Raw genomic sequence first — 13967 nt, forward strand, 5'->3', positions numbered from 1 at the left:
AATTAATAATTTCTACACACAAATCTTATATTTTATTGACAAAATTTTACAAATTCTATATATTTCCGTTTTCAAAAATTCAGAATCCATATTCCATGGTTTTTAAGATTTAAATTTAAATAAGGATATATTTTTGTGAAAGAGTCATTGGTTGAAAAATTAAAAAAAGATACAGTAAAACCGCTAGAAACGACAGATTATTTGAGCATACTTATCGAAATTAGAAAGTTTATTGAAGCTAGTAATATTGATAATATAGCGTTAAGGCAAGGCTTGTTGTCCTTAGAGCAGGTTTCAAAAGAAGCAAAAAATAATAATGAAGCTATTATAAAAGGTAAGGACATATTAGAGTTACCTGCTCAAAATTTACCGGTAACTAAAAGCGATCCATTAAAAGCAGAAATATTTCACATACTACTAAATGATTGTAGTGATTATTATAGAAATAATGAAGATGTTAATAATACATATCAATGGCTTAAAGAAGTTGGCGTAAGATTTAATGCGGTTAGAGCTGCAAATTTAGATGAAGAAACATTAATCTTAGAAAATTTTAACTTTAATAAAAAGTCAGCTGAGTTAGAGCCTGTAGTAATAGAACTTGAACAAATATTAGAAACATTAGGTATTACTAAAGATAATTGTGATGCTAATGATTTATAAGTAATCTTGTTTGTTTCTTATCTCATAACTTCCCTTGCCTCATAAGAGAAGTTATGATAGGCTAGTTTATCTTAATTAGTAACTCAAGTTATTTTAGCGTTGCCGATATGGTTTGGGAATTGTGCCAAAATTGTCATTGCGAACGACTACAAGGAGCGTGGCAATCCAGCAAAACAATACTACTCCTATTATTATCCTTTCTCTTCTTTTCAAATCCGGCTATTGCTGATTCTGAAATAGCTGAATCCTTTAAATGTTCAAAACTTTTTCCTTACTTTGAAAAAAAATTTAATATCCCATCTAATATGTTACATTCAATAGCTTTAAAAGAATCAGGAAAAAAACATACAACCCGTAAAATTAGAGTAGTATGGCCTTGGACGGTAAATGTTGAAGGAAAAGGCTATTATTTTAACACGAAAAGAGAAGCCGTAAGTTTTGTTAGAATAGAGCTTATAAAAGGGCGAGAGAGTATTGATGTCGGATGTATGCAGATTAACTTAAGACATCATTTAGGGGCTTTTAATTCCCTTGAACAGGCATTCGATCCAAATAATAATGTTCGTTATGGTGCAGAATTTTTACGTTCAAAATACGATCAGCTAGGAAGCTGGTACAAAGCTATAGCACATTACCACTCAGCCACTCATTCTTTAGGGTTTAAATATAAGCAAGATGTAGTTAAAATAGCAAGTAATATGGCTCTTTATAAAGCATCCTTACATAGTTATCTAAATAATAATGAAGAGGCTTTAGAAGATACAATTCCGGTAAATAATAACAAAATTCAAAAAAAATCACTTTTTAGTGGCAATAAAAGATACAGAAGTAGTATTATGGTACCGATTCCTGCTAAAATTAATTAAATTTTATGAGTATACTCGTTGAACTTAAAAAATTGGCTACGTCATCCTACAATTACTGCGGTACTCACGTATTAAGTATACGCTGCGTTCCTCGTCTTGTGGATTCCTTGCTCTTTTTCAAGTTGAACTTCGTATACCAGCTTTTCATTTACTTTTTAATATTAGTAAGTGCGGTAAAAGTAAATGCCGATCTTAACAATATTCAAGATAATTTTGAATATCAGGAAGAGCAGCTAACAATAGAATTACCTTGGAGCGACTGTACCGAAATTCATAAATTATTAGAGGAAAAATTATCTTTTTCAGAACAACAAATAAAAAAAGAAAATAAAATTCATGAGAAATATAAGCAATTTTATTTAAAACATAATAATCCTACTAATTTTTCTATGCAATTTCTTGAGAAAAAATCTGAGACTAATGGAGTAGAAACTTTAATATCAGGTTTTTTAAAATTTTGTGAAGATAATTTCCAAACTAGTAAAAGTAAATCTAATTCCCTAAATTATTATATTAAAAAACAACAAGATCAATGGTTTAATGATATAAGAAACGAGAATTACAAAATATATTATAGAAAAAAATACGAAGATAATATCTTTAGAAATAATTAATTTATTTCAGCACTTGATTCATATATTATTTAATTTATATTAACTATAATAATATACAGGGTTATTTATGTTAAAGAAATTTATATTAGTATTGTTGTGTATAAGTAGTTATAAATCTCTAGGAGAATCTAATAAGACCGAGAACAATATTTCAGGGATAGAAAGAAAAAAAGTTTCTAGTAATGATAAACAACTAAAACCTGTCTGCTTAGAGCATTTGGATCTAACTTCGGATTTAAATCCTTTAGAAAAAAGCCTGTTGAGTTTAGAACCTTTATCGCCTAATAATAAAAATACGAAACCTATAGTTGTAGGTATTCAAGAGAATTTTGAAGGGCTAGATAGAATTAAAGGGGATGATATTCGCACTGCAAAACAGAGAGAACTTATTCAAAATAGTTGGTTAAGAGGAGATCTTATTTCTCGATTCCCGACTAACACTTTAGGTCAAAAGATAGAAGATAAATGGAAGGGATTATATATTCAACAGACTAAAGCTAAAAAATCATCGAAATAATGCAGTAGAGGGGATAAGTAACAGCTTATTTATCAAGTATGCAGCTAATGATATAATAAGTCGATTAGGGATGATTGATAAGGATTTTTCGGATATTCTAGAAATATCGGCTAAATGCGGTTACCTTACAAAATTGTTAAAAACTACCTACCGAAATGCCAACATTACTGCAACGGATATGTCACCTTTATTGCTTGATTCATTTAAGCATGATCGTAAATTATTAATTAGACATCTTTCCAAACCAGCTTATAGAGAGGAATTTAAAGGATACACGGAACGCAGCACCGCAGCGTACACGCTAGTACGTGAGGATGCGAGTACCGGATCGACGTCTAAATTACCTCTAGAAGCGAAGTTTGGAAAGATGTCTATTGATGATGAAGATTTAGAATTTCCAAACGACTCCTTTGATTTAATTATTTATTCATTAGGATTACATTGGATAAACGATGTGCAGAGTTTTCTATCTAATATAAGAAAATTTTTAAAACCTGAGGGTATTTTCATAGGTAACTTTGTCGGCGGAAATAGCTTAAAGAATTTACGGAAATCCTTAATAGATGCCGAAATAGCAAGTGGTTTTAAACATTCTCCTCATATTTCTCCATTTATTCATTTTGACCATGTCCCAATGCTATTATCACAAGCAGGATTTGCCGAAGTAATTGTTGATTATGAAAATATAGAGCTAAAATTTGATAATCCTTTAGCTTTAATGAGAGAAGTAAAAAATATCGGTGAGTCAAATTCACTAAATGCTAGCCATAATTACGCTATTTCTAAAAGGATGTTTTCTTTACTGCAAAATTATACAAACGGTTTTGAAGATAATATTACTTTAATTAGTTTTATTGCTTCGCCAAATAAGAATAATATAAGATTAAAGTTGTTATAAAGGCGATAGTGGTGTATGGTTTATGTCATTCCTAGCTAAAAGCAGGAATCTAGGCTTTTTTGTTGTCACCCCGTGGCTTGACCACGGGGTCCAGTTAAAAATGCTAAATTATTAGTATTTTAAGTTGTTTTCTGGATACCGTGGTCAAGCCACGGTATGACAACAAGAGGATAATATAAGGTAAAAATATGCAAGAATTTGATTTAGTGGTAATAGGTAGCGGTCCGGCCGGTTATACAGGTAGTATTAGAGCTGCTCAGCTAGGTATGAAAGTAGCGTGTATCGAGAAAAATGATACTCTCGGCGGTACTTGTTTAAATATAGGATGTATACCGTCGAAAGCTTTGCTTAATTCCTCCGAAAAATATGAGGAAGCTTTAAAGCATTTTGAGAGTATAGGTATTACTACAGATGTAAAATTAGACTTACAAAAAATGCTCGCTAATAAAGATAAAGTAGTTTCTGACCTTACAAAAGGGATAGAAAGCTTATTTGTTAAGAATAAGATTACTAGGATTAAGGGGGAAGCTAAAATTATCTCTAGCAATCTTGTTGAGGTAAATAAAGAGCAAATTAAAGCTAAAAATATCCTCATTACTACAGGTTCTAGCGTGATAGAAATACCGAATATTAAAATAGACGAAGAGTTTATAGTTTCATCTACCGGAGCTTTGAAGCTTTCTAAAGTACCTGAGAACTTAATAGTTGTCGGGGGGGGATATATAGGCTTAGAACTCGGTTCGGTTTGGCGTCGTTTAGGTGCTAAAGTAACGGTTATTGAGTATGCACCGAGCATTGTGCCTATGCTTGATAAGGAAATTGCTACGCAGTTTATGAAGCTACAGCAAAAGCAAGGGATAGAGTTTAAGCTGAATACCAAAGTGTTATTGGCTGAAGTAAAGTCAGGAAAAGTAAATCTGACAATAGAGGAGGGCGGTAAGAGTTCGGTAGTAACTAGCGATGTGGTATTAATGGCAGTAGGCAGAAAAGCCTATACGCAAAATCTAGGGCTTGAGTCTGTCGGCATTATTACAGATAAGCAAGGTAGAATAGAGATTAATGAACAGTTCCAAACAGCAATTTCAAATATTTACGCAGTCGGTGATGTGGTAAAAGGAGCTATGCTTGCTCACAAAGCCGAAGAAGAGGCTGTAGCTGCCGTGGAAATTATGGCAGGGCAAGCAGGGCATGTTAACTATAACTTGATTCCAAGCGTAATATATACTTATCCTGAAGTAGCAAGCGTCGGTGAAACGGAAGAGCAGCTAAAAGAAAAAGGCATTAATTATAAAGTAGGTAAGTTTCCGTTTTTAGCAAATAGTAGAGCAAGAGCAATCGGTAGTACGGAAGGGATGGTTAAAATTCTTGCCGATAGTAAAACCGATAGGGTTTTAGGAGCTCATATTATAGGAGCTGATGCAGGTACGCTTATTGCCGAGCTTACCGCTTATATGGAATTCGGAGCAGCTTCGGAAGATATAGCAAGAACCTGCCACGCCCACCCGACTTTAAGCGAAGCTATAAAAGAAGCAGCACTTAGTGTGGATAAAAGGACGATTAATATGTGATTATACTCGGTTAATTTCAAAAATTGGCGTCGTCGTCTAGCAAGTTCTGCGGTACTCACGTATTAAGTATACGCTCCGTTCCTCGCCTTGCAGACTCCTTGCTCTTTTTGAAATTAACCTTCGTATAACTATAAAACTACTTAATAATGAACAAACAAGAGCTGCGGCTTTATTTCAAAGATCTTTTAATAAAAAACCAAGATAAGATTAATTCCGACTTAGTCAAAAACTCCCTAATCAATAAAATTAGCCGATTATTACAGGAGTTAAAAGTGCAAAATGTCGGTCTCTATTATCCTCTAAAATACGAAATTAACTTACTTGAAATAACAAATTTACATCCTGAAATAAAATTCTTCCTACCTAAAATTATAAAAAATGAGATAAAATATTGTCCTTATAATTATAACGATCAGTTGGCTTTAGGGGCTTTTAAAACCTATGAGCCTATAAATAATGATTTTTTTATTCCTGAGTTAGTTATTATCCCAGGGCGTGCGTTTAGCAATGAGGGTTACAGACTTGGATACGGCAAAGGACATTTTGACCGATATCTTAATAATAACCGAAATATATTGGCTGTCGGAGTTTGTTTAAAAGAGCAGTTAATAGATAATTTTCCTGTTGAACCTCATGATCGTAAACTTGATTTTATTCTATGTCATTCCTGCGAAAGCAGGAATCCAGGAAAATAACTTCAATATTGATACAGAGGTTACATAATTTGATAAAATAAATATATAAAAAACTTGTTTTTATATATTTATTACTGGATTCCCGCCTCCGCGGGAATGACATACAACGAGCCACGCAACAAATACCACGCGAGAATGACATAGGATAAGATATGGTTGATATAATAAAAAAAATTGTCGTATTGTTCGGTGTACCTCTTGCTTTTTTTGCACAAGCAGTTGGAAATTGGCTAGAAACAGGACAAGTATCCGGCGATACTCAGACTAGAGATATTTGCTTTCAATTAGCATTGATAGGAGTAGGGACACTTATCCTCGATCAGGCATTTAGTAACTTGGCTGATGATGTATACAATGAATATGTCAAAGTAGTACAAGATAGTGAGATACAAGTTACATTAGTTGGCTAATTTTTTTCTATTCATATATAGGCTACAAATTATTTGATTTGTAGCTTTTTTCTTATAAGTTATTACACAAACTTATTATTCCATCTTTATATTTTTGTTTGTGTAAATATTTGCTTTTTAAATTTAGATTTTTAAAATCCTTGTGATTCAATGGCGGGTATTTACTAAGCTTTATTAAATCTTCATCTAAAATAAAATGCTTACGAGGAATATTTATAGTTTGTGCATTCTCTTCACGATAAGCTGCAAGCATTTGAATTTTACGGTTAAAACTCTCATCATCACTTCTATATTTTATTTTTTTCCACGCATTTTTCGGCTCAACCTTATAATTTTTAACATCTAATAAAGAGCTAAGAGTAGTTTGATATTTATTAGTTAAATTATTTCTAATAATTATATTATTTAGCTCTTTATATATCTTATACAAATACTCCACATCTAACATTGCATAATTTAACATATCTACTGTGATAGGGCGTTTTAGCCAGTTAGATTTTTGGTGGGTTTTATCGATAGTAATACCAATTAGCTTATAACAAAGGTCATCATAGCTTAGCTGTTTACCGAATCCGCAAATATTTGCTGCAATTTGTATATCAAAAACATTAGAAGGTAGTGTTTTAAATAAATTATAGAAAATCTCTAAATCTTCACGAGGAGCATGAAATATTTTAGTAATATTATTATCTGCAAGCAACTTATTAAAAATATTCAGATCTAAATTGCTTAATCCATCAATTATTCCGCAATATTCTTCTGCTTTAACTTGAATTATACTAAGCTGAGCATAATAGGTATAGCGACGCTCAAATTCCGTATCTATGCTTAAGCATGTCTTATTTGCTAACCTGTTACAAAATTCTTCTAATGTTTTTTGATTATCAATAATTTGCATAAAAGTTATAGTAAATTAAATAGTATTAGGTGCAATTTCTACATCATCTTTTAATTTTTTAAAAACATATCTCATACCGTAAATGGGTTAGCATTAGCGGTATTCGTTATATCCTTAAAAAAATAAAATATTTCCTATAAATCACACCTAATACTATTTAATTTACTATATATTATAAAGCTCCGATAATTTTTAAGAAAAGATTAGTGTGAGATAACGACAAGACTACTTCAAGACCGATTAAAATAATAATAATCCACTCAAGCTTAGTAGAATGTTTATAATTAAGGTCGTTTGATAGAATGTCTAAAAGCTCGTGAATCATATTAAGACGATGATTCATTATATTTTGTCGTATTTCTATATCTTGAAACGCTGCCGTCATGAGATATAGAGGCTCATAGCTTGGACGACGCCAAAAGAATTCTGGAGTATCGAATATATCGCTATGCAAACTGATTGAATAACGTTCGCTAAATAATATACCTATTTGTTGCAATATCTCTTTTTTAGAAAGCGATACGCTACCGGTTCTAGCTAACTCCTGCTGTATAGGAGTAGTTTGAGAAATTAAATTACTAACAGATTGCTCAAGAACGCTAAGTTTAACCGACTGTGCAAGAGCATGAGAAATAGAGAGCTTAACAAAAACCGATTTATCCGCTAAAATTATTTTGTTTTTCTCTTCATCAATAAAGGTCTTTTCGACTTCCGTATTATATTCAAAATAAATATAATCGGATACCGGCTCTTTAAGCTTGTTCACGGTTACTAAATCGGTATCGCTTAAAACTATTTTTTCTTGAATTTCATCGCCGCCCCAAATAGTTACGCAGCCAAAGGGAAAGAAAAATATCTCTATAAAATCAGAATCTTTATTTATCTCTTTCCGAATATATAAAACATCGTCAAAATGTTGAGGCTCAAGACCAATCTTTTTTAAATTAGTAACTAGATCACTTATCTTATATTCGGAAGAAGTACAGTAAGATGAACATCTCATGATTATTAAGTTTAATTTATATAAATTTAGAGTATAGTAGTTAGGCACCTATAAAGTCAATAATATTATAATTATGTATGAAATATTAAGTAATAGAGAGATTATCAAAATAATAGGCGTGGATTCGGGAAAATTCTTACAAAATCTTGTGACTAATGATATTTGTAAGAGTAAGTATTGCTATACCTATTTGCTTAATAATCAAGGAAGGTATCTATTTGATTTTTTTGTGTATGTTCTAAGTCTTGAAGAAATTTACCTTGATATTGATAAAAGTAGTAAAGCAGCTTTGATAGATCATTTAAACTTCTATAAATTTCGTGCTAAAATACAAATAATAGATTGTAGTGAAGAATATGAAATTGTCTACTCACCTCAAAAATTAGATATAGACACGCTAGTCACAGCTCGTGATCCGAGATATGCTAAGCTTGGTTTTCGTTCTATAAGTGAGGTCGGTGTCATACCGCGGCTTGACCGCGGTATCCATAGTAATATTTACGAGATCCCGTGGTCAAGCCACGGGATGACAATATACCTTGAAGATAAATATAATTTCGCAATAATAGACGGTGTAGAAGATTTAATCATGGATAAATCTATTCCAAATATGTATGGTGCTGAGGAGTTAAATGCAGTTAGTTTTGACAAAGGCTGTTATGTTGGACAGGAAGTAATTTCAAGAGCTAAATATCAAGGGGTTATAAGAAGAAAGATATATAAAGTTACGTCGGAAGAAGATTTATTCTCATTAGTTAAAGATGAAGAAATACTCGCAGATAACGAGAAAATAGGCGTAATATGCTCAAGTTATCGTAATAAAGCAATCGCCTTAATCAGAGAAGAAAAATATCTTGCCTGTAAAAAATCTGATATCACAGTTAAAGGAATTAAAATAAACTTATCTCTCGCACCTTGGTATTAAATAATAGTTAATTTTTTAATAATTACTTGACGCTCATTAAGTTTTCACGTATTATATCTATTATAACTAGACGCAAACCATATTTCATGGTATTTTTTATAAAAAATTAATATAAATTGGATACTTTTATGACTACACCTTTTCAACTTATACAAGAATTTAAATTTACTGAGGCTGTTGGGTTATTAGCATCAACTAATGTAAATGAGCGAGGAAATATAATATTTCAGCTAAAAAAAGCTGATGGTACCCTACTTCCTTACGCGGCAATTAGTGTTAATGCTTTAGAAGCTTTATGCTTTATGAACTCTGTATTATCTCTAACTTCTAATTCTTTAGAACAATTAAACGGTAGAGGGATGATATTAAAAAATTGTATTAAAGCTGCATATAATAAAATGAAAAATTATGATAATACGATTTGGGATGGAAGAGACAATAATGGTAATACTACAGCTCAGTGGCTTGCTTGGGGCGGAGCTGCAAGAGAGCTTAAAGATTTGTTAAATATATATCCTGATCTTATAGAAGACGAGAAAAATCTTCCACGTAATGCTTTTAATGTAACAATGGAAGTAGGACATTTAACTGCTAATCAGAAAGAAAAAATATATGAAGTTTTAAGTGATATGGGGCTGGCTACGCCACATAAAGCAATAAGATTAGGAAAGTTAGATGCTGCATATAATGTATTAAATGCAAATAATGTAAATGATATAACTACAGAAGCTTTAAAGATTAATAATGTGCAAGTAATGAGTAATACAAAACTTACCCCATTTACTGCAATTTGTGCGTTATCTCACATAGAGAATTTGCAAAGTAGTATCCAAAAATATGCTTTAGAAATGTTTGAGAAAATGAAAAATTTTTCTATTACTGACTGGAAACTAAAGGATTCTGCGAATTGTACTTTGTTTCAATGGGGAGCTTGGACAAACAGTCCAAAACTAGTTGAGGCTTTTGGCAATCTTGAAAATTCGCAAGAACTTATTAAAATAGAACAACAGGTTCCTAGAAATGTTTTTGATGTAGTTATGGAACAACCCCATATAACTGAGAAAGAAGCAATAAGTCACATTTTAATTTCTAAAGGAATATTTTTGAACAATATAGACAAATTTTTTACTGCACTTAGCAATGCTAAATTGAAAGATATAATATTAAAAGAAATAAACAAACATCCTAAGGAAATATTTTCTCAAGTTGCAGATAAAATAATTACTAAATATGGCGAATTACTCACTGCTCTTAAGAATGCCAATGTTCGTGATAATAATATGATTGCAAAATACATGCAAGAAGCTAATGAAGTAATTACTGAGATATTTAAGAAAGAAAAAATAGATGTTAAATTATTATTACAAAAAGAAATTGCACCAAATACTAACTATGAATCTACGTTTTTACACTGGTTACTAGAGCTGGGTAACAAAAATTTAGAAAATCTTGTAAAACAGTATGATCAAGAAAAGCAATTCAATTTTTACGTAAAAGATAGTAGTAATATTACCGTAGCAGAATGGATTGCTAATTATAGAATGGATTTGTTAAAATATTTAGCGGATAATGGGTATTTGAATTCAGATAATAAAGATGAGAATATCAAAATATTAACTGCATTAATAACAAATACTAGTAAAGTTAATCTTTCAAAGGAAATTGCTCCTTTAGTTAAAAGTTTAACGGAGCATGAGCCTCCTTTATTTTATGATAGGCTTGATTCGGTAAAAGACGCTATTAATAATAAATCAACTACTTTATCAGGTTTTCCATTAGTCGATTTTCAGTTATGCTTAGGTTACATAAATAACTATGAGTCTAAAATGGAAACCCTAGGAAATGACTTTAATCCTTATGATTAGAAGAATTTGATAATAGTCTTATATGTCGTTCCTGCATCGTCATTGCGAGGAGCGATGCGATGCGGCAATCTCATCAAATATCCTGAGATTGCTTCGTCAAAACTACAGTTTTTCCTCACAATGACGGAAAAACCAAGCCATACAACAACACCATACTTTTTTAACTCCACAAAAATATTGTTTGTTTCTTTTTTTATCTTTATTATTATTTGCATAGAAAATCCCTATAACTTAACTCTATGTCAAATATAGATCTCCTCATTTTTACTAGCTTTTTAGCGATTAATTTGCTAGTTGGACTTCTAAATATCAAAAATATAAAAAATATTCGTGAATATGCGATAGGAAAAAGGAATTTTTCTACAGGGACGATAGTCGCAACTCTTATTGCTACTTGGATCGGTACTAGTACTTTTTTAATCGATAATTCAAGAATATATACGGACGGGTTATTTTACTTATTACCTAGTATATTCGGTAGCGTCGTTAGTTGGTTATTAATTAGTTACTTTATAGCTCCTCGTTTTGAGAATTTTTTGGGTAGCGTGTCAGCAGCAGAAATAATAGGGGAGGCGTATGGCAATAAAGTTCGTATTCTTACGTCGATAGTTAGTATATTAATGTCTATAGGTAGGATTGCCATGCAATTCCACGTAGCAAGTTTAATATTACAGCTATTCTTTAATATTTCAAATTTTTACATAGATTTATGTATCGCAACCATAATAATAAGCTATTCTGCTTTTGGCGGGGTAAAATCGGTTACTTTTACCGAAGCCGTACAGTTTTTTACCTATAGTGCAATTATTCCGGTAATAGGAATTGTCGTATGGAATGTTTTTAGCGATCCGCAGATAGTTATAGACTCAAACGTACAAACTCGTTTGACTGATTTACAAGGATTATTTCACTATACTAGTCCTAAATTTTGGATTTCTTTAAATATTTTTATATATTTTGCAATTCCGTCGCTTGGTCCTTCAATCTTTCAAAGAATATTGATGGCAAAAGACACAAAGCAAATATCAAAAACATTTTTTATTTCGGCAATTATTTGTCTTTGCTTATCTGCCTTATTTATTTGGATTGTAATATTATTATTATCTCAAGATCCAAGTGTTAACACTAATGAACTGTTTTTACGGATTATTAAAAGTTATATAGGATTTAAGGGGTTAATTGTCGGTGTTATTATGGCAATGATAATCTCAAGTACTAACTCTTATATTAACGTTGCAGCAGTAACTTTTACCAATGACATCATTAAAAAGACTTCTCTAAAGTATAATTATATAACCGCAATTACTATAGGATTAATAGGTTTTATTATATCACTCTATACGAAAGATTTAATAAATCTATTTCTATTGTTAACTAGTATATATTTGCCGCTAATCACTTTGCAGTTAATTTTGTTAATATATGGTTTTAAATCAAGTGCCAAAAGTTTTTTTATCGGTATGATTGCTGCAATATTAACTATTATATTGTGGCAGATATTTTCTTTAAGAGCGGTTTTAGGTATTTATCCGATATTGCCCGCAACTATCGTAAATTTAATCTTTTTCCTTGGAAGCCATTATATTTTAAAGCAACCAGGAGGGTTTAATTCTTTAAAAGAGCCGCTAGCCGTTAAAATAATCAAGCAAGAGAGAAAAAGAAAATTTTTGACTTTATTTCGTGATCTTAAGAATTTTAATATCTTTAAATATTGGGAAAGTACCCTACCAAATCAAGAAATTACTTATAGTTATGTCGGTATATTTATTTTAATATCGATGTTCTCATCTTTATATACCACCTCAGGTAGTAAAATAATGAACCATTTGGAGATATATAATATTATTTACCATACCACCCTTATCACTGCTGCAATATTAATCACTTACCCTTTATGGTCTTTAAAATTTAAAAAGAATTATATTATATCTTTATCTTGGTTTATTGCTACTTTCGTTATATTAATATTTTTCGGTAGTTTACTTGTTATATCAAATAGTTTTGATCAGCTGCAATTAATGTGTTCGATAATTAACTTACTTATAATTGCAACGATATTCAGGTGGCAAGCTACTTTACTTATGACCGTTACAGGCGTGTTTGCTAGTATAGAGTTTTATAAATATTTTATGGATGAGAAGTTATTAATTAGCATAGATAGTTTTCAATTCAAAGTAATATATTTCCTAACCTTATTTAGTAGCCTTTTAATAGTATTCTTAAAACCAAGGCAGGAGCAAGAAAGATTAGTTAACCTAAAAAATACTCATTTAGGTAATAGAGTTAATTATAGAGAACAGGAATTAGAGAAGTTACTTGATTTGAAACATGAGTTCTTACGTAATATAAACCATGAAATCAATACGCCGCTAACCGGTATTATTAGCCTTGGTGAAACCTTATGGGCTAATTATGATAAATTTAATGAAGCTCAGCGTCGTGGTGCCGTAGAGATTATAGCTAAAAGCTCTATTAGATTAAATAGCTTGATAAATAATATTCTAGATTTTTCAAAATTATCCAGTCTTAATTATGAACTAAATAAAGAAAATATAAACTTAAGTGAATTGCTACATGAAAGGATTAAAATATGTAAGAAATTATATCTAAACGGCAAAACCTTAAATTTTATATCTGATATTGAAGAGAATATAATATTTAACTGTGATCCTCATTATATTAAACACACATTCGATAATCTAATAATTAACGCTATTAGCTATTGTAGGGAGGGAATAATAAAAATTGATTTACAAAAGCAGAAAGACAGTATTGTATTCAGTATAAAAGACGATGGAGTAGGAGTGCTGAAAGAGGAATTGCAGAGTATATTCGGTGTATTTGTCGTAGGCTCTAAAACACGCACACCGGCAGGCGGCAGAGGAGTAGGGCTTGCATTATGTAAGAAAGTAATAGAACTGCACGCCGGAAAAATTTGGGCAGAAAACGATAAACAGGGTAAGACTCAGTTTATTTTCACGATGCCTTATACTTAGATAGAACTTCAAAAATTGGCTACATTTTTTTTAATCTTGAAAGTTTTTA

Annotated in this window: 14 protein-coding genes; 11 read left to right on the forward strand and 3 right to left on the reverse strand. The window is 31.2% G+C overall.

Annotation, left to right across the window (positions count from 1 at the left end):
* The first annotated feature begins 135 nt into the window (after window positions 1-135).
* The 8 genes from H6P87_RS03940 (at window position 136) to H6P87_RS03975 (ending at window position 6231) form a co-directional block, all read left to right on the forward strand.
* A complete protein-coding gene (locus tag H6P87_RS03940) occupies window positions 136-663 on the forward strand; it encodes a hypothetical protein (RefSeq protein WP_246437695.1) in 528 nt (175 codons plus the stop codon).
* 107 nt (window positions 664-770) lie between these two features.
* Entirely contained in the window at window positions 771-1529 is a 759-nt protein-coding gene (locus H6P87_RS03945; RefSeq protein ID WP_202068358.1) for a lytic transglycosylase domain-containing protein, read from the forward strand.
* Window positions 1530-1651: 122 nt separating this feature from the next.
* Window positions 1652-2143, forward strand: a complete 492-nt coding sequence (locus H6P87_RS03950; protein ID WP_246437697.1) for a DUF2532 domain-containing protein — start codon at window positions 1652-1654, stop codon at window positions 2141-2143.
* Window positions 2144-2210: 67 nt separating this feature from the next.
* Complete coding sequence (locus H6P87_RS03955) at window positions 2211-2660, forward strand: hypothetical protein (RefSeq protein WP_202068360.1); 450 nt, start codon at window positions 2211-2213, stop codon at window positions 2658-2660.
* A gap of 70 nt (window positions 2661-2730) precedes the next feature.
* Window positions 2731-3558 (forward strand): palindromic element RPE1 domain-containing protein, encoded by an 828-nt coding sequence (locus H6P87_RS03960; protein WP_202068365.1) that lies wholly within the window; start codon window positions 2731-2733, stop codon window positions 3556-3558.
* A 188-nt stretch (window positions 3559-3746) separates the two neighbouring features.
* Window positions 3747-5126 (forward strand): dihydrolipoyl dehydrogenase, encoded by a 1380-nt coding sequence (gene lpdA / locus H6P87_RS03965; protein WP_202068367.1) that lies wholly within the window; start codon window positions 3747-3749, stop codon window positions 5124-5126.
* Window positions 5127-5272: 146 nt separating this feature from the next.
* On the forward strand, window positions 5273-5821 hold the full coding sequence (locus H6P87_RS03970) for a 5-formyltetrahydrofolate cyclo-ligase (RefSeq protein ID WP_202068369.1): 549 nt from the start codon (window positions 5273-5275) through the stop codon (window positions 5819-5821).
* Between the two features lie 152 nt (window positions 5822-5973).
* A complete protein-coding gene (locus H6P87_RS03975; protein WP_246437699.1) occupies window positions 5974-6231 on the forward strand; it encodes a hypothetical protein in 258 nt (85 codons plus the stop codon).
* 52 nt (window positions 6232-6283) lie between these two features.
* On the opposite strand, the gene H6P87_RS03980 is transcribed toward H6P87_RS03975, so the two are convergent.
* Window positions 6284-7129: a ribonuclease D gene (locus H6P87_RS03980; protein WP_202068370.1), complete on the reverse strand. Its 846-nt coding sequence runs from the start codon at window positions 7127-7129 to the stop codon at window positions 6284-6286.
* A gap of 172 nt (window positions 7130-7301) precedes the next feature.
* Window positions 7302-8093: an RMD1 family protein gene (locus H6P87_RS03985; protein WP_202070118.1), complete on the reverse strand. Its 792-nt coding sequence runs from the start codon at window positions 8091-8093 to the stop codon at window positions 7302-7304.
* A 112-nt stretch (window positions 8094-8205) separates the two neighbouring features.
* On the opposite strand from H6P87_RS03985, the gene ygfZ reads away from it, so the two are divergent.
* Window positions 8206-9057: a CAF17-like 4Fe-4S cluster assembly/insertion protein YgfZ gene (ygfZ, locus tag H6P87_RS03990; protein WP_202068372.1), complete on the forward strand. Its 852-nt coding sequence runs from the start codon at window positions 8206-8208 to the stop codon at window positions 9055-9057.
* Window positions 9058-9185: 128 nt separating this feature from the next.
* Window positions 9186-10922: a hypothetical protein gene (locus tag H6P87_RS03995; RefSeq protein ID WP_246437703.1), complete on the forward strand. Its 1737-nt coding sequence runs from the start codon at window positions 9186-9188 to the stop codon at window positions 10920-10922.
* Here H6P87_RS03995 and H6P87_RS04000 read toward each other — a convergent pair.
* Window positions 10919-11137: a hypothetical protein gene (locus H6P87_RS04000; RefSeq protein WP_202070172.1), complete on the reverse strand. Its 219-nt coding sequence runs from the start codon at window positions 11135-11137 to the stop codon at window positions 10919-10921. The genes H6P87_RS03995 and H6P87_RS04000 overlap by 4 nt on opposite strands.
* Before the next feature lie 24 nt (window positions 11138-11161).
* Here H6P87_RS04000 and H6P87_RS04005 point away from each other — a divergent pair, with 24 nt between their 5' ends.
* Complete coding sequence (locus H6P87_RS04005) at window positions 11162-13918, forward strand: sodium:solute symporter family transporter (RefSeq protein ID WP_202068376.1); 2757 nt, start codon at window positions 11162-11164, stop codon at window positions 13916-13918.
* The last annotated feature ends 49 nt before the right edge of the window (window positions 13919-13967 follow it).

It is taken from the genome of Rickettsia tillamookensis (genome assembly GCF_016743795.2).
Lineage (GTDB): Bacteria > Pseudomonadota > Alphaproteobacteria > Rickettsiales > Rickettsiaceae > Rickettsia > Rickettsia tillamookensis.